Origin of the sequence: Arthrobacter sp. NyZ413 (genome assembly GCF_049390645.1) — a bacterium.
Lineage (GTDB): Bacteria > Actinomycetota > Actinomycetes > Actinomycetales > Micrococcaceae > Arthrobacter.
Map to the genome: position 1 here is coordinate 3,807,600 of NZ_CP155434.1, position 22,081 is coordinate 3,829,680.

The following is a 22,081-nucleotide window of genomic DNA, read 5'->3' on the forward strand; positions in this document are numbered from 1 at the left end:
TCGTCCTTTAGTACGACGCCGAGTTGCCGACGTGGAAGTGGTAGAGATTCCGGGCCGAGCCGTAGCGGGTGAAGTCGGCGGGGTTGTCGTCGCGTCCGGCGGCGAAGAGAAGTCCGGCGAGTTCGTCGAGGTGTTCGGCTTTCATCGGCTTCTCGATGCAGTCAGCGCCCAACGAGGCGACGGTTCCTTTGACGTAGATCCGCGCTTCGTAGATGGAGTCACCGAGTGCTTCGCCCGCGTCTCCGCAGACAACCAGCCTGCCCGCCTGGGCCATGAAAGCGGACATGTGCCCGATGTTGCCGCCAACCACGATGTCCACGCCTTTCATGGAGATCCCGCAGCGCGCGCCCGCGTTGCCGTCGATCACCACGAGTCCGCCGTGGCCGGTGGCTGCCGCGGATTGGGAGGCGTCGCCTTTCACGTGGACCCGTCCGGACATGATGTTCTCGGCGAGCCCGACGCCGGCATTGCCGTTGATGGTCACGTCGCCTTTTTGGTGCATCCCGGCCGCGTAGTAGCCGGTGTGTCCGTTCAGCGTCACGGTGATGTCCGCATCGATTCCGACCGCGAGGCTGTGCTTGCCGCCGGGGTTTTCAACGGTCCAGCTTTGCCCGTCCACCGCGGAATGGAGGGACTGGTTGAGCTCACGCACCGTGCTGGTGGACAAATCGGCGACGGTGGACATTTCGGCTGTCAGAGTGACCATGTGTAGACCTTCCCGGGTTCGGGTTCAAAGATGCGGGCTGTTTCAATGCCCGGCAGCGAGGCCAGGGCACGGTATTCGGAGGCCATGGCCACGTAGTCTTCGTGTTCGGCGATGATGGCGGGCTTGCAGGCAATCGGATCGCGGACCACGGCCATGCTGTCCGCCGTCGTGACCACCAAGGTGTAGAAGCCGTCGAAGACCTTGCCCAGGTTGGTGAGCGCGGTTTCGAGGTCGTCGCCTTGCTGCAGGCGGGAGGCCACGTAGCGGGCGCCCACCTCGGTGTCGTTGTCCGAGTCGAACACCACGCCTTGGCGCTTGAGTTCGCGCCGGATGGTGGCGTGGTTGGAGAACGATCCGTTGTGGACGAGGCACAGATCGTCCGCGACCGAGAAGGGGTGCGAGCCACCTGCCGTCACCGCCGACTCGGTGGCCATGCGGGTATGGGACAAGCCCTGGGTTCCGGCCATCGATTCAAGCCCGTGGTCGGCGGCGATGCGCATCGGATGGCCGACGCTTTTCATTACGGCCACGTGCTCGCCGCGGCCGATGATCGTGGACGCGGGCAGCGTTTCCGTAATGGCTTTGGCCAGGAGGCCGGTCCCGACGGCGGCAGTCACCAGGGTGGTGTCGCCCAGGACCCTGACCAGGGCATTCGCCGTCGAAGGGAGCATCTCGCCAAGCGACGCCTCGATGGCTTCCGGGACGATGCCTTGGTCCTTGCCGAGGAGGCTGAACGTGGACGTGCCTGCCGAGACGAGGCCCGGGGTGTTGTAGACGGCCAAGCCGGCGGAATCGGGTCCGCGGTCCACGATCTGGCACATCATGGAGGACAGTAGCCTGCCCATCTTGGGATGCAGCGAAGGGTTGCGCAGCTGCAGCGCGGCAATTCCGCACATTGTTTTCCTTATTATTTGTGGGTTGGCGGGGTTTGTCAGATCGATGTGAGGTAGTTGCGGATTTCCCAATCGCTCACCTGGTTATGCCAGGTGAGGAACTCTTCTTCCTTGGCGGCTGCGTAGTAGCGGCCTATTTCTTCGTCGCAGCTGAGGCTCGCGAGGACCACGGGATCTTCGCGCAGCGCCTCCACGGCATGCAACAACGTGGCGGGGAGCTTATGGGCGTCGGCGCGGGACTCCCCCGGCGCAGAGGGCAACCCGGGGTCGATGTTCGTTCCCACCCCGTCCATCCCTGCCTCGATAGCGGTCGCGATTGCGAGGTAGGGGTTGGCGGATCCGTCGCCCGAGCGGAGCTCGATGCGCTTGTTGTCCGGCACCCGGATCATGTGGGTTCGGTCGTTACCGCCGAAGGATGCCTTGCGTGGCGACCAGGTTGCCCCGGACGAACTCGTGGTTGCTCCGGTCCGCTTATAGGAGTTGACGGTCGGGGCGAGGAAGGCCTGGAGCGCGGGCGCGTGCTGCAGGAGTCCGCCGATGAAGGAGTAGGCGAGCTCGGACAGCCCGAGTCCTTTGGGGTCGTTTTCGCCTGGAAACAGCGGCTCTGGGCCAGACCAAAGTGAAAGGTGCAGGTGAAGGCCGGTGCCAGTCCTGTCCATGAATGGTTTTGGCATGAAGGTCACGGTCATGCCGCGTTGTTCGGCCAGGATGTTGAGGATGTACCGGAGGGTGACCACGCGGTCCGCCGTAGTGAGGGCGTCTGCGTAATTGAAGTTTTGCTCGAATTGCCCGGCGGCGTCCTCGTGGTCGTTGGCGTAGTTGCCCCAACCCAGGCTGTTCATCGCCTCGGAAATGGAGGTCAGGTGCTCATACATGCGGGTGACGCCGCGCGCGTCGTAGCAGGGGCGGGGCGAGTCGTCGTTCGCATCGGCGGTGCTGAGTGTGCCGTCCGGGTTCTTGGTGACAAGGAAGTACTCCACCTCGGCGCCGATCTTTGCTTGGATTCCTTTGTCCGCGAGTCTGGCGAGAGTGTTCTTCAGGATGACGCGGGGAGCATACGGCCATGGCTTGCCGTCAACATGCGGGTCGCAATGGATGATGGCCAGGCCCTCGCGGATGAAGGGGACCGGGGTGAACGAGGCGAGATCGGGCATGGCAACAAGGTCCGGGTCCTGGGGCTTTTGGCCAATGAGGCCTGCTGCGTAGCCGGCGAATCCCATCGAGCCGTTTTCGAGCTCTTCGGCGGCTTCGAGCGGCACCAGTTTCGCGCAGGGTTTCCCGGTCATGTCCACGAACGTGGCGAGCAGGAACCGGACATCGTGGGCTTTGGCGATGTCGGCCAGGGAAATGCCGCCGGCCTCGATCCGGGAGGTGGCGGGGTTTGTAACTTCCGGGGTTGCGACAGTTGTCATCGGAACAGTCCTGTTCGATCAGAGTTAGCTGCAGGGAAACGTCGTTGAACCACAGTAACCAAGGCGATATTACAGCCGCTTGCCCGCCTCGTTAAATCGGCGTTACGCAAACCCGCCAGCCGAAGCCTGGCGCCGCAACCGGAAATTTACGTCCCCGAAACCACAATCTGTCCACTGTTGGGAATCATGGTTTCATAGCAGTAGCCTTTTGCCGCTTCTGCGAACCGCCAACTCTTTGCCCCACGAGCACTGATCTGTCGCCGTGCGTCTGGGCCTACTGAATGGACATGGAAATGAACTCTGGAGATGTTGCCTGGATCCTCGCGGCCAGCGCTTTGCTGTGCATCATGATTCCCGGGCTTGCGCTGTTTTACGGCGGGATGGTGGGTTCCCGCCGCATCCTGAACATGATGATGATGTGTTTCGGCGGCATGAGTATCGTCGCCGTCCTGTGGGCAGTATTCGGCTACTCGCTGGTCTTTGGAAACTCCGTGGCGGGTGCGGGAATCATCGGCGACGTCACTGAGTACCTGGGCCTGGACAAGCTGCTCGCGGCAGATCCCGCCGCGGCCCTCCCCGGAGCACTGTTTGCCGCCTTCCAACTCTTCTTCGCGGGAATTACGACGGCGATCATCGCCGGCGCGGCAGCGGGCAGGATGAAATTCGGGGCATGGATGGCCTTTTCCGCTTTGTGGGCGACCCTCGTATATTTCCCGGTCGCCCACTGGGTCTTCGCGTTCAGCTCATCGGATGGCTCCGTGGTGGGCGGGTGGATCGTCAACAACCTCAAGGCCATCGACTTCGCCGGCGGGACCGCAGTCCACATGAATGCCGGAATTGCGTCCCTCGCCCTTGCGATCGTCCTCGGTCGCAGCGCCGGCTGGCCCAAGAGCGAACACACCAAGCCGCACAGCCGTCCGCTGGTCCTTGTCGGCGCCGGACTTCTCTGGGCCGGATGGTTCGGCTTCAACGCCGGGTCGGCACTCACCGCGGGACAGTCCGCCTCAGTGGTCTTCCTCAACACCGCGGTCGCAGGCGCCGCCGGATTGCTCGCCTGGGCCGCCGTCGAACGCGTGCGGCTCGGTAGCGCCAGCAGCATGGGCGCCGCATCGGGCCTCATCGCAGCACTTGTTGCCATCACTCCCGCCTGTGGCGCGGTCAGCCCCCTCGGCGCCCTCGCCATCGGAGCGATCGCGGGCGCGGTCTGCTCCTTGGCGATCGAATTGAAGTTCCGCCTCGGCTTCGACGATTCCCTCGACGTCGTCGGCGTCCACTTGGTGGGCGGAATCATCGGGACGCTCCTCATTGGATTCTTCGCCACCGCCGCCGCACCGAACAAGGTCAACGGCTTGTTCTACGGCGGAGGCTTCGGCCTCCTCGGCATCCAGTCGGTGGCCACTCTCGCCGTCCTCGGATACTCCTTCGTAGTGACATGGGTGATCGCGAAAATCCTGAACATCACCATGGGCCTGCGCATCCACGAGGCCGACGAGCTCCGCGGCATCGACATGGCCGCGCACGCCGAGGAGGCATACCTCTCGGACGAAGAGCCAGTGGAACTGGGGTCGCCGCACCGCGCCTAGCCTCGACCCTCGACACGTCCGGGCGGCCGGTCTACGTTGGGAAAATGAGCGCAGATTCAGCCCCGGACCACACCGACAACATTGTCCACGATGGAGTGCAGAACGAGCACCATCCAATCCCCCGGGACGCGGAACGCGCCCCGGCCCCGGAGGAGCCGGCCTCCGCAACACAGGATGCGGAAGCGCCGGCTCCTCCGGGGCCGGCGGAAATCAAGGACGATGCCACCCCGGATGACCGGGGACTCACTACGGAACCGGCCGCTAGTGACTAGGGTGCGTCAACGGTACGCATCGCGGCGATGCGTGATAGAGACAATCCCAATCAGGATGATGTCCTCCACGATCCGGTAAATGACCCGGTACTCACCTCGCCTGGCCGAATACAAAGGGAACAGCGGTTCCTGCCGGCTTCAGGAGATATACCCTAGCCAGATCGTCCCTCCTTGAGCACCCGGATGGTGGCCAGTGAAGGATCCGCGGGATCCGGAAGGACCATTCCCGCCTTCATTCCGGATGTCAGGTAGTCAAGGACGGCAGCATTGATTCGCTCACCCGGAACGATCGCGGGGATGCCGGGCGGGTACGGGGTGATCTGCTCGGCCGCGATTCTGCCAGCCGCCTGGGCCACAGGGATGCTCTCCGTGTGGCCGAAAAAGGCGTCGCGCGGGAGGACCACGGTTTCCAGTTCGAGTTCTCCGGGCGCCGGCAGGTCTACCTGGGCGGGCGGAGACAGGGTGGGCGCGGCTTCCACGAAGTCACGGAGCGCATTCACGAGCCGGGCGGCGGTGAGGTCGTCATCTGCCATCGACAACGTGGCCATGATGCGGCGGTGGTCGCTCAGTCCCATGTCGATCCTGCGGTTTTTCCGGAGCCAATCCGCGGCTTGGTAACCACTCACGCCGAGGCCGGAAAGGTCCATCAGGATCTGCATACGGTCAAGGTCGTGGGAAGCCTCGGCACTCAGCAATTCGTCTTCCAGGACGTGGATTCCCGGGATTTCCTCGATCTCGGAGCGGAGCCGGGCGGCCAAAGCCAAGGCATTGCCGAGCAGTTCCTTTCCCTGCTGGACCATCTGGCGACGCCAGCCATCCATGGCCGAATACAGGATGGCGTTCGGGCTTGTTGTCATCAGAAGGTCGGCGCAGGCTGACAAGTGCGCTTTGTCCACGAGGTCGCCCTGCAGGTGGTACACGGACCCCTGTTCAAAACCCGCACCCATTTTGTGCACGCTGACCACGCAGACATCAGCACCAGCGTCCATGGCCCAGGTGGGAAGGTCGGAGTGGAACGGCAAGTGCGCGCCCCAGGCCTCGTCGACAATCAGCGGTTTGCCGCGACCATGGCAGATCTCCGCAATGGCGGCGATATCCGCGCAGGTGCCATACGGCGTCGGACTGACGATCAGGCAACCCGCGGCGTCCGGATAGCGGCGCCACATCTCGTCGACGCCTCCAGGCGAGGGCGGATGGGCGAGGTGCAGTTCCGGATCCCATCGGGGCTGGATCCACCGCGGCTGGATGCCCGAGAATACCAAGCCGGCAACAATCGACTTGTGCGCATCCCGGCTGACCAGGAGGTCGCCCTTGCCGGCCGCTACCGCCAGGACAGCGGCCTTCACGGAGAGGGAACTGCCGCATGTTGAAAAGAAGGCCTGGTCCGCGCCAACAGCCTCCGCCATCAACTGCTCGGCTTTCTTCAAGTAGCCGCCGGAGGATGATCGGTCGTCCAATCCGTCGGAAACCAAGACGTCCGAACGGAAGGTCGATGAACCGATCACCGCACGGACCCTCGGATCGGCTCCGGCACCTTGTCGGTGCCCGGGAGGGTTGAATCCATAGCGGCCAAGGCGATGGTACTCCTCCAAAGCAGTTACTAAGGGGGCTTCATTTTGGTCCATGTTCCCGTTCTATCAGCAAGCTTTGCGCGAATAAAAGATAAGTATGCTGAGTATCTTGAACCTGCCGAGCAACCGACATAGCTTGGAAAGACCCCTCCAGCCGTCTTCGGACGGACGAAGGGAGGAACGGCCCGCCACTGGAAACCGCAAGGAACACTTGGAGGATCAGCATGACCGAGAGCAATGGCGAAGCAAACTCAACCGAACTGGATGAGGACATCGTGCGCGCCCTGGAAAACCAAGTAGTGGGCGACGCAAACGGGCCGACAGGCCTCAAAGACCCACGGAGCCTGTATCCACACGAAGAGTTCGAAGCCCAAGGCCAGGACTACCCAGGATGGACCGACGCGATGCACCCGCGTCCGGACCACGGAGAAAGCACGTACGTCGGCCACCACCGGATGACCGGGTTCAGGACGCTGGTTACCGGGGCCGACTCCGGAATCGGCCGCGCAGCCGCTATCGCTTTCGCGAGGGAAGGTGCCCACGTAGCCTTCACCTATCTGCCCGAAGAGGAACAAGACGCAGCGCACACAGTCCAATTGATCGAAGACGCGGGATCGAAGGCCTTGGCACTGCCCGGCGACCTCCAGGACGAACAGTTCTGCCAGGAAGTCATCGCCCAGACCGTCACCGAATTCGGAGGATTGGACGTCCTGGTCAATGACGCGGGCTTCCAAATGAGCACCAGCAAGGGCATCGAGGACCTGAGCACCGAACAGTTCGATCGGACGTTCAAGACCAACGTCTACGCGCTGTTCTGGCTCTGCAAGGCCGCCTTGCCCCACCTGCAGCCCGGCGCATCGATCATCAACGTCACCTCAATCCAGGGATACGAGCCCAGCCCTTCCCTCATCGACTACGCGGCCACGAAGGCCGCCATCGTCAACCTCACGTTCTCGCTCGCAGAATCCCTTGGCCCCCGCGGAATCCGGGTGAACGCAATAGCTCCCGGGCCGATCTGGACTCCGTTGCAGCCGCCCACCCAGCCAAGCGAGAAGATCGTCAAGTTCGGCCAAAACACCCCGCTCGGAAGGGCCGGGCAGCCGGCGGAGCTCGGGCCGACGTTCGTCTTGCTGGCAACAAACGAGGCGAGCTACATTTCCGGATCGGTCATTGGCATAACGGGCGGCAGGCACCTCTCCTAGGATCTCCGGCAGCGAAAAGTCCTGAACGCTTCCTCTGTCCGGGAGGAAAGCAAGAATCTATTCTGATCATGGACCGGTACGTGAACGGTCCACAGGTCGCCGGCACGTCCCGGGAACCCTTCCCGCTCCGGGGACCGTCTCGTTGAGGAGGCGTCTATGTCAACTCCCGATCTGCCCACCCGGGGACCAGCAAGGCCCGGACCATACATCATTTCCGGGATCCTGCTCGCCATCGCCATTGTGGTTCCGTTGTTCGTTCCGGCCTACTCGATCGACAAGCCACGGCTTGCGGGAATGCCGTTCTTCTACTGGTACCAAATGCTGTGGGTCCCCGTCACCGCGGTCATGATCGGCATCGCCTACCGGCTGGTCTCAAAGGAAGATCGACGACGTCGTGACGAAGTGAGGCGCGCGCGCACCCCTGAGGAGGAATCATGAGCGCGCTCACGGTTCCCCTGGCGACCATCCCGGAGCGGCCGGTGAGCGGCGTCGCCCTCACGGTGGTCATCGTCCTCTTCGTCTTGGTGGCCGTCATCGGATTCTTCGCCGCGCGGTGGCGCGCGGGCAAGGAAACAGGGCTGCACAGCCTGGATGAATGGGGTTTGGGAGGCCGTGGTTTCGGTTCGTGGGTGACGTGGTTCCTGCTGGGTGGCGACCTCTATACCGCTTACACCTTCGTGGCTGTTCCGGCGGCCATGTGGGCAACGGGCGCCGTGAGCGGGTTCTTCGCCGTGCCCTACACGATCGTGCTGTATCCAATCGTGTTCCTCCTGATGAGCCGCTTGTGGTCGGTCTCCCACCGGCATGGTTTCGTCACGCCAGCCGATTTCGTGGGAGGCAGGTACGGCAGCAAACCGCTGACAATTGCAGTCGCGATCACCGGCATCGTCGCCACGATGCCTTATATCGCCTTGCAGTTGGTGGGCATCAAGGCCGTGCTCACGGTGCTGGGACTCGGCAGCGCACAAAACGCGCTGCTGACGGACCTTCCGCTGATCATCGCGTTCGTTGTCCTCGCCGCATATACCTACACTTCGGGCCTGCGCGCCCCTGCGCTGATCGCCGTCGTCAAGGATCTCCTGATCTACCTCGCCGTGATCGTCGCGGTCATCTACCTGCCAATCAAGTTCGGGGGTTGGGACAACATCTTCGGTGCGGCGCAAACGAAGCTGGACGCCGTGAACCCCGCAACGGGCAAGGCGGCCGGCGTCTTCATTCCGGGAGCCGCGAGCTACTCGGCCTACTGGACGCTGGCGCTCGGCTCGGCCCTGGCGTTGTTCATGTACCCGCACTCGGTCACGGGCGTCCTCGCGACCAAGAGCCGGAACACCATCAGGAAGAACGCGGCGGTACTTCCGCTGTATTCGTTGATGCTCGGGTTCCTCGCGCTCCTTGGCTACGCTGCTATCTACGCGGGCACCAAACCCACGGACCTGAACGGTGCCGTCAATCCGCAACTCGTGGTTCCACAATTGTTCCTCGACCACTTCCCGGCCTGGTTCGCGGGCATCGCGCTTGCGGCCATCGCGATCGGTGCCCTTGTCCCCGCGGCGATCATGTCCATCGCGGCGGCCAACTTGTTCACTCGGAACATCTACCGCGACTTGATCCGGCCCGACGCCGACCCCAAGCAGGAAGCGAAAGTTTCCAAGATCGCCTCGCTCGTGGTGAAGTTCGGCGCCTTGATCTTCGTCATCGCTATGGACCAGTCGGCAGCAATCAACATGCAGCTCCTCGGCGGCATTTGGATCCTGCAGACCTTCCCCTCGATCGTCGCGGGCCTCTACACGCGGTGGTTCCACCGCTGGGCCCTCTTCGTCGGGTGGGCCGTCGGAATCATTTACGGGACCGTCGCGGCGTACAACGTAGTGAATCCGGTGACGAAGGCCAACTTCGGTGGGTCAATTGCCGCGATTCCCGGCACCAACGTGCAGGTCTACATCGCCGTGGCGGCGTTCGCCCTGAACCTGATTGTCGCAGCCGTCCTGACGCTGGTATTCCGCGCGATGAAGCTCCCTGAAGGGAAGGACATCACACGGAAATCAGACTACGGCGCCGATGAGGACGACCCCAAGGTAGCCGAGCTCGAGCGGGAATATCCGTTCACTGGAACCGGAGGGGCCAACCTTTGACCGGTATCGACTCCCAGGCGGTTCGGGACTGAACGGTTCGACGACGACGGCGAGCTACCGCCGTCGTCGTTCCGTCTCCGGCGGTGGTCCCGGCGGCCGATGGCCTGGCGGTGGTCCCGGCGGCCGGTGACCCGGGGCGGGCGGCGGAGGGCCGTGCCCCGGCGGGGGCGGTCCGGGGATATGCCGCAGGAGGTGGTGAGGCGGTGGTGGCGGCGGGCCTGTAGGCGGTTCCGCGCCAGCCGAACCGCCCTTGGCGGAGCTGTCAGCTTGAGTCGAATCGTCGGCCGCGATGCCGAAGTAGCGGTAAAGCTCCTCCTCTTGGTCCGAGGTGATAACGCCGCGGTGACTGTCGATCCGAGGACCGTTTTTCACTGTTTCCTTGCCGAACGCCACCCTGATGGTTGATTCGTCGAGCACGGCGTCGGCGAGTGGGACGAACGACTCGGACATGCCGAAGAATCCTGTCCGCACGGTGACGAACACGGGATCTCCGGAGTCGCCGTTGGTGAAGATTTGTTCAACGGAGCCGATCTTCTCGCCGTTGGCATCAACCACGATGCCACCGTTGAGGACAATGCCGTCAATGTCCTGCAGGCTCAGCATGCCAATACCCTCCTCCAGCCAGGATTCACCGTCCGGTTGCCGCCAGCGCCAAAGCGGCGAGCAGTACCGTTAACGGCGCCACGATCAGCCCGAAGACAGCGTAGCCCTTCCATGTAATCATGACGTTCATCCGGGCGAGCCGGTCATGCCAAAGCAAGGTGGCCAGGGATGCCCACGGGGTAATCAACGGCCCCGCATTGACGCCGATCAATAGCGCCGCGAGGCGCCCGGGTGTTCCGGCGACGGGTTCGGCCAGCAAATAGGCGGGCAGGTTGTTCAGCAGGTTCGACGCCAAACCGCCCGATGCCGCCAAGCGGACCAGGTCCCCCGTGCCTTCGCCCTCCCCCGCCAGCGCGGCAAACAGGAGCGGAGCGCCCAAGTGGCGCGCCGTTTCCATCACCACGAACAGCCCGGCGGCAAACAGCAGCAAGGACCAGGGAACAAGCGAGATTTTGAGTACCCGCGGTCGCCTGACGGCGAACGCCGCAAGGAGAACGACGGCGGCCCCCGTGGCGGGGATCCACACCACCACCCCGGAAACCAGCGCCGGCAGCAGGAGGGCCAACACGGCCGCGGCAACCACCAGCAGCGTGCGGTCGCCCAAACCACGGCTCTCCTCCCCCATGGCGTGCCGATCGGACCTGATCCGGTTCACGGGGATCCGTGGATACCGCTTGCGGAGATCCCGGCGGAAGACGATGCAGATAAAAACCAGCGGCACAAGGGCTGCCACTAAGGACGGGGCCCACATGAGGGCGGCGAAACCGGCCGGGCTAATGCTGCCAAGGCTGTGCTGGGCCAAAAGGTTGCTCAGGTTGGAAATGGGCAGCAGCAGGCTTGCCGTGTTGGCCAGCCACACGGTGGTCAAAGCGAAGGGCAACACCGGCAGCCCTGCTTGGCGGGTCACGCTGACCACAACGGGCGTCAGCAGCACCACCGTCGTGTCCAAGGACAGGAAGATGGTGCAGAGAGCCGCGGACGCGGCCACGAGCAACCACAAAACGAGGCTGTATCCGCGGCCCCAATGCCGGAGCCGCCGCGCGATCCACAGAAAGACCCCGGCCTCGCTGGCGAGCTCCGTCACCACTGTCATCGCCACGACGAAGGCCAGGATCGGAGCCGTCCGGTCAACGAGCGCCATCACATCCGCGACGGGCAGGGCCTCCACGGCAACCGCTACGATTCCGGCCACCAGCAAGACGGCCCCGACGATCGCCAGACGCATGATCGGATTGTATCCCGGGCGGGGAGAACTCCGGACAAACACACGCCTTGCGATCGGCATAGGCTATCGACCGTGGACACGCGCAAATTGAAGTACTTCCTGGCCGTCGTCGACCACGACGGATTCAACCGCGCCGCGGAACACCTGCTCATCGCCCAGCCATCGCTGTCCCAAACGATCGCCAGCCTGGAGAAGGAACTCGGGGTACCGCTTTTCCACCGGATCGGACGCAAGGCGGTTCTCAGCGAGGCCGGCAAGGAGCTGGTAGGTCCGGCGAGGCTGGTGATGCGCGACCTCGACGCCGCGCAGTCGGCGGTTCAATCCCTCCGTGGTGTCCGCAGCGGCCGGCTCGACATCATCACGATGCCTTCGCCGGGCATCGAACCCCTCACGTCCATGATCGCGGCGTTCACCACGCTCCACCCTTCAGTAAGGCTCAACGTCAGCGCCGCCTTCACACCGGAGGAAGTCATCGAGTCCGTCCGAAGCGGCAGCACCGAAATCGGACTGGCAGGCTCGCCCACTCCCATCCGGGTCCCCGGAGTCCAAGTCCTCGAATTAGAGCAACAACCGCTTATCCTCATCGTCAATCCCCGCACAGACACCTTCGACCCCGGGAAGGGCGCCATCCAAAGGGAAGACCTGGGCGGCCACCGAATCATCGCGAGCCAGCGCGGTTCCCTCATGCGATGGCTCGTCGACGACGCGTTGGCGAGCGGCATCAAGGTGGAGATCGTGGTCGAAGTCGCCCACCGGACTTCCATCCTGCCCCTGGTCCTGGCGGGCGTCGGGCACGCGGTGATGCCGTCGTCGTGGGCTCCTACGGCGCACAAAGCCGGACTCCGCACGGTACTGATCGAACCGGTGAGCCACCTGGACGTCGCGGTTCTGAGCCGCAAGGAAAACCTCACCCCGGCGGCCCGCGCCTTCCTCGAAGTCGCCGGAGAGCACACGCAAACAACAGATTGATAGGCCGCACCTATCAGGCGTATCGAAACTAAGTCTTGGACGCCGCCTAGCGGCTGCCCGTCTACTTGAAGAGGAAGGCAGTGTGACTCTGCTAACAAACTCAACGAGGAGGTAGGCATGAGCGCCACCCAAAAATTCAGCATCGCATCCATTCCCGCAGATGGAGTAGGCAAGGAAGTCGTCGCCGCCGGTCGCCGGGTCCTGGACGCCCTCGCGGAAAACTCCAACGGCAAGTTCGCTTTCGATTGGACCGAGTTCCCCTGGGGTTCGGAGTACTACGCCAAGACCGGCCTCATGATGGATCCAAACGGCCTGGAAGCCCTCAAAGATTTCGACGCGATCTACTTCGGGGCCGTCGGTTGGGAAAATGTCCCCGACCACATCAGCCTGTGGGGGCTGCGCCTCAACATCACCCAGAATTTCGACCAATGGGCCAATATCCGCCCGGTGAAGTTTCTCCCGGGCGTCGAGTCACCTTTGCGCAAAGCGGACTCCGCTGAGCTCGACTGGATCGTGGTCCGCGAAAACAGCGAAGGCGAATACGCAGGCCTCGGCGGCCGCAACCTGAGCGGGCGCGGGCCGGGCAACGAGGTCGCCCTGCAGACCGCGCTCTTCACGGAGAAGGGCTGCGAGCGCATCATGCGCTTTGCCTTCGACCTTGCCCGGACCCGCACGGTGAAGAAGGTTTCCTCCGTCACAAAGTCGAACGCACAGCAGTACGGCATGGTCCTCTGGGACGAAACCTTCAAGCGCGTCGCCCTCGACTACCCGGATGTACAGACCGAGAGCGTCCTGGTGGATGCCATGAGCGCCAAGTTCATCCTCAAGCCCGAGGACCTGTCAGTCGTGGTGGCATCGAATTTGAATGCCGACATCCTCTCCGACCTCGGCTCTGCCCTCGCCGGCAGCCTCGGCCTGGCCGCGAGCGCTAACCTGAACCCGGAGCGCCGCTTCCCCAGCATGTTCGAGCCGGTCCACGGCTCCGCTCCGGACATCGCCGGGAAGGGCATCAGCAACCCGATCGGCGCCATCGCCAGCGCCGCCCTCATGCTGGACCATTTCGGCCTCCACGAGGAAGCCCGCTTGGTCGAAGCCGCCATCGAGCAGGCCACAGGCTCGGGCCACTTGACGCGCGACGTCGGCGGCGAAGCCACCACGAACGACGTCACCGAAGCGATCGTCACGGCACTCACCCGCAACCTGGCCGCCGTCTAACCAACACATCTCCAGTGACATTCCACAATGAGGTAGGAATCATGGGACACACACCACTTGCCGGTCACGCGACGCCGGCCCCCAAGAAGCGCTGGTACCGGCAACTTTATTTTTGGGTACTCACAGCCATTCTGATCGGCATCCTCGTGGGCTGGCTCGCCCCCGGCGCCGGGGTCGCGATGGAGCCGATCGGAACCACCTTCGTCAACGCGATGAAGATGCTCATCGGCCCGATCGTCTTCCTCACGATCGTCGGAGGAATCGCCAGCGTGGCGGACTTGAAGCGGGTGGGCATGACGGGCCTCAAGGCCCTGACCTACTTCCAGGTCGGGACAATTTGCGCCCTGGTTTTCGGCTTGGTTGCGATCAACATCTTCCGCCTGGGCGAGGGCGTCAACGCCAACGCCAGCACCATCAAGACGACGGACGCCGCCGCCAAGCTCATCGCCTCCGGATCGCACGAGCAATGGTGGCAGTTCCTGACAGACATCATCCCCACCAGCGTCATCCAGCCCTTCGTCGAGGGCGACATCCTGCAGATCATCTTCATCGCGGTAGTTTTCGGCATCGCGTTGAACGCCTTGGGCAAGGTGGGCGCCCCTGTCCTGGACGGGGTGCAACGGCTGACCGGGGTGATGTTCAAGATCCTTGGCTTCATCATGAAAGCGGCTCCACTGGGCGCCTTCGGCGCGATGGCCTTCGCCGTGGGCAAGTACGGCGTTTCCTCGCTCACCAGCATGGGCGGCTTGATCGCGCTGTTCTACGCGACGTCCATCCTTTTCGTGGTGGTGGTCCTTGGGTCCGTCATGGCCTTCCTGAAATTGAATATCTTCACGATGATCCGGCACCTCAAGGAGGAATACCTGCTTATCCTCGGGACGTCGACCGCCGAACCCGCGTTGCCAGGCCTGATGCGCAAGCTGGAACATGCCGGGGTGAAGAAGGAAACCGTAGGCCTCGTGGTTCCCACGGGCTACAGCTTCAACCTCGACGGCGCCGCGATCTACTTGTCCCTTGCCGCGTTGTACATAGCGCAAGCCACCAACACGCACCTGACCATTGGCCAGCAACTCGGACTGCTTGCTGTCATGCTGCTGACCTCCAAGGGCGCGGCTGGCGTCGCGGGCGGCGGTTTCATCGCCCTCACAGCCACCCTTACCACCCTCGGAACCGTTCCCGCGGCTGGAATCATGCTCATCTTCGGAATCGACAAGTTCATGTCCGAGTGCCGCGCACTGGTGAACTTCACGGGCAACGCCGTGGCCACGCTGTTCATCGCGCGGTGGGACCGGACCCTCGATGTCGACCGCGTCCGGCGTGTCTTCGCCGGGGAGGTCGTGGATACCCTGCCGGGCGAGGACGCGGCGGCCACCCGCCCCGGCAACCCGGGGGACAACGCTCCCGGGCGACCCGCCGACGTCGAACCCGCCTTGACCGCCAGTCGCCGCCCCGCCTACTCGGAACCCGTCTGACATGACCAACGCAACCGCCCCGAAGACCGTCCTCATCGCACCCGACAAGTTCAAGGGCAGCCTCACCGCCGCCGAGGTAGCGGATGCCCTGGCCGCGGGGCTTCGCTCCGCCGGGACGTCCGGCAACGCAGAGGATACGGTCCGGTGCGAGATCCTTCCCCTCGCGGACGGAGGCGACGGCAGCGTGGATGCCGCCGTCGCCTCCGGCTTCACCCGACACCACAGCAACGTCGCAGGTCCCACCGGGTTGCCCGTCCGGGCTGGCATAGCGTTCGACGGCGTCACGGCAGTCGTGGAGGTCGCGAACACGTGCGGACTCGCATTGCTGCCGTCCGGTCACTTGGACGCGTTTGGCGCCTCCAGCCGTGGTTTTGGCGAGGCCATCCTGTTCGCGTTGTCGCTGAAACCCGGGCGGATTGTGCTGGCGCTTGGCGGAAGCGCGAGCACCGACGGCGGCATGGGCATGCTCAGCGCGCTCGGCTTCCATTTCCTGGACTCTGCCGGGCGGGAACTGGCGGGCAACGGCCGGAACCTGGGCCTGGTCCGCTCGGTGTCAGGCCGGGCGGTTCCCGGACTCGCCGACGTCGAGCTCATCCTGGCGAGCGACGTCCGCAACCCGCTCCACGGTCCGCAGGGCGCCGCTGCGGTATTCGGTCCGCAGAAAGGGGCTTCTCCGGAGGACGTGGATGTGCTCGACGCCGGGCTTCGGCATTTTGTTTCCGCGCTGGTTTCCGCCGGGTTTAGTGACGCGACGGCCCTGGCCGAGCATCCCGGTGCTGGCAGTGCCGGGGGAATAGGTTTTGCCTGCATGCTGCTCGGCGCGACCCAGGTTTCCGGAGCGGATTATTTCCTGGATTTGCTGGACTTCGATTCCCGCAAGGAAGGCTGTTGCCTTGTTGTCACCGGCGAGGGAAGCCTTGACGAGCAGACCCTCGACGGAAAGCTGCCGGCCGCCGTCGCCCGCCGTTCCGGCACCCGCCCGGTGATCGCCGTCGCGGGCCGCTCCCTGCTTCCCCGCGAGCGCTGGTCCGAGATGCCGCTCGCGCAGGTTTACGCGTTGGCCGACTACACGGACCGCGACTCGTCGAAGGACCCGGCGTTGTCTGCGGAGCTGTTGCGGTGGATCGGGAGGGAGATCGGGGAAGCGACGACGAGGTCGGTGAGAACGTTGCCGCGGATTTCGTAGATGATCCGGTAATCACCGGTCCGCACACGCCATTCCCCATCGCCCCCGACAAGCTTTTCCGCTCCAGGGGGCCGTGGATTGTCGGACAGCAGTTCAATGGCTGCGGCGACACCCGATTAGTCCCTCCCCTCCTTGTGCATTAGCCGCCGCAGTCGCATCATGGAGCCGTGACCCGCCGGTACGCGGGGAACACCGCGGGCCTACAGTTTCCCCGCGCGGACAAGCCAGGGGTGCGGCATGACGGAACCCGCCATCGAACTTACAGGCCTGACCAAACGGTTCGGTTCCTTCACCGCCGTCGACGGCCTCAGCCTCAGCGTGGAACGCGGGGAGATCTTCGGTTTGCTCGGGCCGAACGGTTCCGGCAAGACCACCACCATCGACATGATCAGCGGACTAAGCCGACCCACGGCGGGTTCCATCACGGTCCTCGGCACCGACGTGCTCACCGATCCCCGCAAGATCCGGCGCTCGCTCGGAACCGTGCCCCAGGAGAACGCGCTCTACGAGGAACTCACGGCCGAGGCCAACTTGAAGTTCCACGCCGATCTCTTCGATGTGCCAAGGAAAGGCCTGGACCGGAAGATCACCGCCCTGCTTGAGCTTGCCCAGTTGCAGGAGCGCCGGAAAAGTCGCGTATCAACTTTCTCCGGCGGCATGAAACGACGCCTGGCCCTCGTCCGGGCGATGCTTCATGAACCCGAACTGCTCTACTTCGACGAACCAACGCTCGGCGTGGACGTCCAAAGCAGGCACGATCTGTGGGACCGGATCCTTGAACTCAAGGCTCGCGGCACCACGGTCCTGATCACCAGCAACTACCTCGAAGAGGCGAACGCCCTGTGCGACCGCCTGGCAATTATCGACCGTGGCCGGCTTGTGGCACTCGATTCACCGTCCAGGCTCCGCCACAGTTTTGGCGACACGGTCCTTGAAATGCGCACGCACCCCTCGCCCGGTGAAGACATCGTCCGGAGGGTCACCGCCCTCCCCGGGGTCGTCTCCGCGATTGCCTCCGACGGTTCCTTGAAGGTCACTGTGGAAGGCGGTTCGGATGTCACCGGCAAGGTGGTCACCGAGGTGGTCGGCTGGACGAGCCTCCAGGAGATCCAGAGTCGCGAGCCAAGCCTGGACGAAGTCTTCCTCAGCCTGACGGGCAAGGAGCTCAGGGAATGAGCGTCCGCCATAACCTGCGCGTCGTTCGTGCCGTGGCCGCCGCGGACATCCGCCTCACCCTTCGCGAACCGCTCTTCGCAATCATCGGGATCCTCATCCCGATCAACTTCCTGCTGCTGTTCCTTCTTTTCGCGCTCAGCGGCGGCCAGGCGCCGATCGCCGTCGTGATGAATGACCGCGGACCGCTCGCGGAACAGTTCGTCCAAGCGATGGGCAACTCGTCGTCGTTCATCATCCATCCGGCGTCGGCCGCCGACGCCGAACGCGAGATCCGCGCCGGCAGCATTGTCGCCGTCGTCACCGTGCCGCAAGGGTTCGACGCCGCCCTGGCCGCCAAAGAGCCGATCGACATTCCCGTGGAAGTCAACAACCTGAACGTCGACTTCACGAACGACATCCGGCGGGCCATCCCGCTCTCGATCACGTCCTTTTACGCGAACGCCTTTCCCCAACAGGTGGTGGTGACCGCGCGCGAATCCGATGTCCAGCCGCAGGACACGGGCTATATTCCCTATCTCGCCGTGAGCATCATGGTGGCTGGCCTCATGCTCGCGTCCCTTCTCCAGGGCAGCGTGAACACGGCGCGGGACTACGAGCTCGGGACGGCCAAGGAACTTGCCTTGGCTCCGGTGAGCCGGCTGACAATCGGGGTCGGCAAGGTGCTGGGTGCCGCCGCCCTGGCAACCGCGTCAGCCTTGCTGCTCCTCGTCGTCGTGGTCCTCTTCATCGGAGTGCGTCCTCTCCATCCGCTCGAGGTCCTGGGCTTCGGGCTGTTGATCCTCGCGGCTTTCCTCGCCATCGGCGTCCTGGTCGGGACGCTCGTCCGACGGCGGCAGCAAGCCATTCCCCTGTCCATCGCCGCAGTGCTCCCGCTGTTTTTCCTGAGCGGGCCGTTCGGTCCGGCGAATTGGTTGGGCACAGTCCCCGGCGCTATCGCGGCGGCGTCGCCCCTCACCTACGCGATCGCCGCTTTCCAGCATGCGTTCCACGGCTACCAGACCGCGCCCCAAGGCTTGACCGCGGACGCGATCGTGCTCGCCGCCTTCTCGGTGGTGGCGGTAGGGCTTGCCGCTTTCGCTTTCGGTCGGCGGGGAGCGCGGCAATGACGGGGGCGAACTGATGGCCGCGCGACGCGCGGTGACCGCCATCGCCGCGAAAGATATCCTGACGTGGTTCCGGACGCCGTCAGCCATTGTCGCGAGCCTGCTGCCGCCTGTGGCGTTCCTCCTGATCATCTTCGTCGTGGCGGGCGCGGTGGGCCGCAACCCGGTGGCCCTCGTGGTCGAGGACAACGGGCCGCAGGCACAGCGCCTCGTCTCGGTCCTTGAGGATTCGGACGCGTTCCGTGTCCGGAGGACAACGCCCGACGACGCCACGCACCTGCTGGACACGCTGCAGGTTGCGGGCGTGATCACCGTTCCCGCCTCGTTCGACGACGACTTCCGCGCGCACCGGCCCGACCCCGTCAGCGTCCGCATCAACAACCTGAACCTGGACTTCACCAACGACCTGCGCCGATCCGTTCCCGCGGCCATCACCGAGTTCTACGCGGGGCAAGCGGAGACCCCCATCACCGTCGGCGTCGCCGAATTGGACCTGCGGCCGCACGACGTCGACCTCGTCCAGTTCGAACTCGTCCCCATCCTCGTGCTCCTGCTCACCATCATGGGCGTAGTCAACGGAGGTTTGGCCGCCGCCCGGGAGTTCGAGGAACTGACCATCAAGGCGCTGTTGCTCTCGCCCATCAGCCGAGCAACGCTGATCGCCGGGAAAATCCTCGCATGCTGGGTAACCACCATGATGGTGGCGACGCTGGTGCTGATCCTGTCGTACGCATTCGGCGTCCTTCAACCAGCCGGATGGTATTGGTTACCGGCAATCGCGGCGATCGGACTGATCGCCCTGGCCGGAGCAGGCCTTGGAACAGCCCTCGGAGGAGCGCTTCGCCGTTTTTCGGCTGTCGCCGGAGCCGGGATCAACCTTTCGATCTACCTCTTCTTCCTCAGCGGCGGAATCGGCGTCGCTGCGTTCCTGCCCGCGTGGATCCAAGCCGTCGCCCACTTCACGCCAACGTTCTACGGCGTCGACGCATTGGAAGCCGCCATTTTCTACCAATCGACGGACAACCTCGGACGGGACCTCACGGTCCTCCTGGCGACTGCCGCCGTCGGACTCGGTTTGGGAATCGTGAGCCTTCGACGGCGGCTGGTCGCCTCCTAGCACGCGGGTAACGTTCAGGTTTCTCTGGGAGGATCCCGCCATGACTGAACCGGTTCGCGAACAGACCCAGCCCAGCCTCCCCCTTCAATCCCGCGCATCATTCGTGGCGAGCAAAGTTCCGGAGGTAACCGCGTACTTCTGGATCACGAAAATCCTCACCACGGGGATGGGTGAGACCACCTCGGACTTCCTCGTGACATCGATGGACCCTGCAATCGCCGTCGCGCTTGGGTTTGTTGGATTAGTCGTCGCACTTGTGCTACAGTTCGCCGTCCGCCGATACGTCCCGTGGATCTATTGGTCCGCCGTCGTAATGGTCAGCGTGTTCGGCACCATGGCGGCCGACGTCCTGCATGTTGGCCTTGGAGTGCCATACGCGATTTCGACGGCGTTCTTCACCGTAGCCCTCGGCGTCGTGTTCTTCTTGTGGCACCGCATCGAACGGACGCTGTCGATCCACAGCATCCACACCCGCAGGCGAGAGCTCTTCTATTGGGCAACCGTCCTCACCACCTTCGCCCTCGGCACGGCCGCGGGCGACTGGACTGCCATGACTTTGAACCTCGGCTACTTCCCGTCAGCCGTGTTGTTCGCAGTGATCATCGCCATCCCGGCATTGGCATACAAGCGCCTTGGCCTCAATGCGGTGGCCGGCTTCTGGTTCGCCTACATCGCCACCCGGCCCCTTGGCGCGTCGATCGCCGACTGGATGGCAGTGAGCCCCGCGCGAGGAGGCCTGGGATGGGGTTCCGGGCCGGTCAGCCTGGCGTGGAGCGCGCTGATCCTGGGGTTTGTCGTCTACCTTGCGGTGACGGGGAAGGATGTTGAAAAGGAGGGACGGTGACCGTGTTCAGCTCTCGCCGGGCGACCCGCTGAGCGCTATATTCGGAGGGTCTCGAACTAAGCTGTAAGACCTTGTCGCCGGACTGGCTGAGCTTGGCTAGGTCTTCGTCCCTGCACGAAGGAGCGTTCCATGACTGACACCCAACCTGTCCTCGTCGTCGGCGGCACTGGCCACGTCGGCGGCAAGGTGGTCGACGAACTTCTCGCACGTGGCAAGGCCGTTCGGGCCTTGGTGAGGCCCGGTTCCGACGCCGGAAAGCTTGAAGCCAAGGGCGTTGAGATTGCCCGCGGTGACATGCTTGACTTGGATTCGCTCATTGCGGCAATGACCGGGGCCGACGCCGCCATCACGTCGGCGGCCGGCTACACTCGGCGGGACAAACGGGCTTTGGAGATCGACACCGTCGGCAACACCAACCTCGCCATAGCCGCCAGCCACACGGGCATCCGACGGTTCGTCCTGGTCAGCATCCTCACCTCGGACCAAACCCCGGACGTCCCGCACTTCTGGCAAAAGAAGCTCACGGAGGACAAGCTGGAGGCGTTGCGCGTCCCGTTCGTCGCGCTTCGCCCGGGCGCATTCCTTGATCAGGTGACCCGGATGGGCGGCGACCCCTTCGAGAAGAAGCGCCTCACCTGGTTTGGTACCAAGACCGTCCCTCTGACCTTTGTCCTCACCTCCGACCTTGCCGCCTATCTCGCAGCCGCTGTCGATGCCGATGTCGCCGATAACGAACGGATCGATATCGGCTGGGACCGCCCAGTGAGCATGCAGGACATTGCGGATATCGCCTCGACTATCGCGGGCGAGGAAATCAGCGTCCGTTCCGTTCCCGCCGGGTTTGTCAGCGCCCTCGGCACCGTGGTTGGGCCGTTCGTCCCGATGGTCAAAGACATGAGTTCCATGCTCGCCTGGTTCGAGACAGGCAAATACGTCGCGGACACTACTCGCCAAGCCCAGGTTTTCGGACCGGTCCCGACGGCGGAAGACGCCATCGCGCGATTCGCCCGGGAGCTGGGGCACTAGGAGGAGTTCCATCTATTTGGTCGTCGGAAGCTGACTTGTTCTTGCTTCCTCAGCGTCCGCGTAGAGGGCGACGGTTGCGACGAAAGTCGTCCCGAGGGACCATAGCCAGATTGGCGGGGAGTTAGGGAAACCTACTGTCGTAGCTCCCATGTAAACGCCGGAGCTCACAAGAGAAACTGCGAACAGAATCGCATCGCGTCTTGGTTTACGCTGCGTACACAGTGCCACTCCTAAAGCAGCCGCACCAATCACAACCGCCGGCCAGATCAACCCGGCCATTTTCGGTTCGTTGACAATTCCAGTCATGGCACTCGCGGCGATGAACGCAAGTATCACTGAACTCGAGATTTTACGGAAGGTCGGTGTGTACCGCA

21 protein-coding genes and 1 pseudogene are annotated in these 22,081 nt (G+C 63.8%); 14 read left to right on the forward strand and 8 right to left on the reverse strand.

Annotation, left to right across the window (positions count from 1 at the left end; all coding sequences use genetic code 11):
• Positions 1–7: 7 nt before the first annotated feature.
• Genes ABCW42_RS17770 through glnT form a run of 3 tightly spaced genes read right to left on the reverse strand, consistent with a single transcriptional unit; the run spans position 8 to position 3,011 of the window.
• Positions 8–706 carry a protein glxC gene (locus tag ABCW42_RS17770; protein ID WP_423182427.1) on the reverse strand — a complete coding sequence of 233 codons (699 nt, stop codon included), beginning with the start codon at positions 704–706 and terminating at the stop codon, positions 8–10.
• Positions 694–1,602, reverse strand: a complete 909-nt coding sequence (locus ABCW42_RS17775; protein WP_423182428.1) for a glutamine amidotransferase — start codon at positions 1,600–1,602, stop codon at positions 694–696. Before ABCW42_RS17775 ends, ABCW42_RS17770 begins: the two co-directional genes overlap by 13 nt.
• A 35-nt stretch (positions 1,603–1,637) precedes the next feature.
• Entirely contained in the window at positions 1,638–3,011 is a 1,374-nt protein-coding gene (gene glnT, locus ABCW42_RS17780) for a type III glutamate--ammonia ligase (RefSeq protein ID WP_423182429.1), read from the reverse strand.
• A gap of 293 nt (positions 3,012–3,304) precedes the next feature.
• Between glnT and ABCW42_RS17785 the strand changes: the two genes are divergently transcribed.
• Positions 3,305–4,594: an ammonium transporter gene (locus tag ABCW42_RS17785; RefSeq protein WP_423182430.1), complete on the forward strand. Its 1,290-nt coding sequence runs from the start codon at positions 3,305–3,307 to the stop codon at positions 4,592–4,594.
• 44 nt (positions 4,595–4,638) lie between these two features.
• Positions 4,639–4,866 carry a hypothetical protein gene (locus ABCW42_RS17790; protein WP_423182431.1) on the forward strand — a complete coding sequence of 76 codons (228 nt, stop codon included), beginning with the start codon at positions 4,639–4,641 and terminating at the stop codon, positions 4,864–4,866.
• Between the two features lie 6 nt (positions 4,867–4,872).
• Here ABCW42_RS17790 and ABCW42_RS17795 read toward each other — a convergent pair whose 3' ends face one another.
• Together ABCW42_RS17795 and ABCW42_RS17800 are read right to left on the reverse strand one after the other, a co-directional pair.
• Positions 4,873–4,980: a type II toxin-antitoxin system RelE family toxin gene (locus ABCW42_RS17795; RefSeq protein WP_423182432.1), complete on the reverse strand. Its 108-nt coding sequence runs from the start codon at positions 4,978–4,980 to the stop codon at positions 4,873–4,875.
• A 38-nt stretch (positions 4,981–5,018) separates the two neighbouring features.
• The gene (locus ABCW42_RS17800) at positions 5,019–6,491 is read right to left on the reverse strand and encodes an aminotransferase class I/II-fold pyridoxal phosphate-dependent enzyme (RefSeq protein ID WP_423182433.1); all 1,473 of its coding nucleotides are present in this window, start codon (positions 6,489–6,491) and stop codon (positions 5,019–5,021) included.
• A gap of 170 nt (positions 6,492–6,661) precedes the next feature.
• On the opposite strand from ABCW42_RS17800, the gene ABCW42_RS17805 reads away from it, so the two are divergent.
• From ABCW42_RS17805 to mctP, 3 genes are all read left to right on the forward strand, one after another.
• A complete protein-coding gene (locus ABCW42_RS17805) occupies positions 6,662–7,639 on the forward strand; it encodes an SDR family oxidoreductase (RefSeq protein ID WP_423182434.1) in 978 nt (325 codons plus the stop codon).
• Positions 7,640–7,795: 156 nt separating this feature from the next.
• Complete coding sequence (locus tag ABCW42_RS17810; RefSeq protein WP_423182435.1) at positions 7,796–8,077, forward strand: DUF3311 domain-containing protein; 282 nt, start codon at positions 7,796–7,798, stop codon at positions 8,075–8,077.
• Positions 8,074–9,771 carry a monocarboxylate uptake permease MctP gene (mctP, locus tag ABCW42_RS17815; RefSeq protein ID WP_423182436.1) on the forward strand — a complete coding sequence of 566 codons (1,698 nt, stop codon included), beginning with the start codon at positions 8,074–8,076 and terminating at the stop codon, positions 9,769–9,771. The genes ABCW42_RS17810 and mctP overlap by 4 nt, the downstream gene beginning before the upstream one ends.
• 54 nt (positions 9,772–9,825) lie before the next feature.
• Here the strand turns inward: mctP and ABCW42_RS17820 are convergent, their stop codons facing one another.
• The gene (locus ABCW42_RS17820) at positions 9,826–10,374 is read right to left on the reverse strand and encodes a PRC-barrel domain-containing protein (RefSeq protein WP_423182437.1); all 549 of its coding nucleotides are present in this window, start codon (positions 10,372–10,374) and stop codon (positions 9,826–9,828) included.
• Positions 10,375–10,399: 25 nt separating this feature from the next.
• Complete coding sequence (locus ABCW42_RS17825; protein WP_423182438.1) at positions 10,400–11,599, reverse strand: SLC13 family permease; 1,200 nt, start codon at positions 11,597–11,599, stop codon at positions 10,400–10,402.
• 72 nt (positions 11,600–11,671) lie between these two features.
• On the opposite strand from ABCW42_RS17825, the gene ABCW42_RS17830 reads away from it, so the two are divergent.
• The 4 genes from ABCW42_RS17830 (at position 11,672) to ABCW42_RS17845 (ending at position 16,441) form a co-directional block, all read left to right on the forward strand.
• The gene (locus ABCW42_RS17830; RefSeq protein ID WP_423182439.1) at positions 11,672–12,568 is read left to right on the forward strand and encodes a LysR family transcriptional regulator; all 897 of its coding nucleotides are present in this window, start codon (positions 11,672–11,674) and stop codon (positions 12,566–12,568) included.
• Positions 12,569–12,685: 117 nt separating this feature from the next.
• Positions 12,686–13,783: a tartrate dehydrogenase gene (locus ABCW42_RS17835; RefSeq protein ID WP_423182440.1), complete on the forward strand. Its 1,098-nt coding sequence runs from the start codon at positions 12,686–12,688 to the stop codon at positions 13,781–13,783.
• Positions 13,784–13,824: 41 nt separating this feature from the next.
• Complete coding sequence (dctA, locus tag ABCW42_RS17840) at positions 13,825–15,255, forward strand: C4-dicarboxylate transporter DctA (protein ID WP_423182441.1); 1,431 nt, start codon at positions 13,825–13,827, stop codon at positions 15,253–15,255.
• A 1-nt stretch (position 15,256) separates the two neighbouring features.
• Complete coding sequence (locus tag ABCW42_RS17845) at positions 15,257–16,441, forward strand: glycerate kinase (protein ID WP_423182442.1); 1,185 nt, start codon at positions 15,257–15,259, stop codon at positions 16,439–16,441.
• A gap of 20 nt (positions 16,442–16,461) precedes the next feature.
• On the opposite strand, the pseudogene ABCW42_RS17850 reads toward ABCW42_RS17845, so the two are convergent.
• Positions 16,462–16,539 (reverse strand): annotated as a pseudogene (locus tag ABCW42_RS17850) (plasmid stabilization protein); the annotation flags it as partial.
• A 139-nt stretch (positions 16,540–16,678) separates the two neighbouring features.
• Between ABCW42_RS17850 and ABCW42_RS17855 the strand changes: the two are divergent.
• From ABCW42_RS17855 to ABCW42_RS17875, 5 genes are all read left to right on the forward strand, one after another.
• Positions 16,679–17,617 carry an ATP-binding cassette domain-containing protein gene (locus ABCW42_RS17855; RefSeq protein WP_423182443.1) on the forward strand — a complete coding sequence of 313 codons (939 nt, stop codon included), beginning with the start codon at positions 16,679–16,681 and terminating at the stop codon, positions 17,615–17,617.
• Positions 17,614–18,723, forward strand: coding sequence for an ABC transporter permease (locus ABCW42_RS17860; protein ID WP_423182444.1), 1,110 nt, complete (start codon positions 17,614–17,616; stop codon positions 18,721–18,723). The genes ABCW42_RS17855 and ABCW42_RS17860 overlap by 4 nt, the downstream gene beginning before the upstream one ends.
• Positions 18,683–19,837, forward strand: coding sequence for an ABC transporter permease (locus ABCW42_RS17865; RefSeq protein ID WP_423182445.1), 1,155 nt, complete (start codon positions 18,683–18,685; stop codon positions 19,835–19,837). The genes ABCW42_RS17860 and ABCW42_RS17865 overlap by 41 nt, the downstream gene beginning before the upstream one ends.
• A gap of 40 nt (positions 19,838–19,877) precedes the next feature.
• Positions 19,878–20,681: a hypothetical protein gene (locus tag ABCW42_RS17870; RefSeq protein WP_423182446.1), complete on the forward strand. Its 804-nt coding sequence runs from the start codon at positions 19,878–19,880 to the stop codon at positions 20,679–20,681.
• 129 nt (positions 20,682–20,810) lie between these two features.
• Positions 20,811–21,707 carry an NmrA family NAD(P)-binding protein gene (locus ABCW42_RS17875; protein WP_423182447.1) on the forward strand — a complete coding sequence of 299 codons (897 nt, stop codon included), beginning with the start codon at positions 20,811–20,813 and terminating at the stop codon, positions 21,705–21,707.
• The last annotated feature ends 374 nt before the right edge of the window (positions 21,708–22,081 follow it).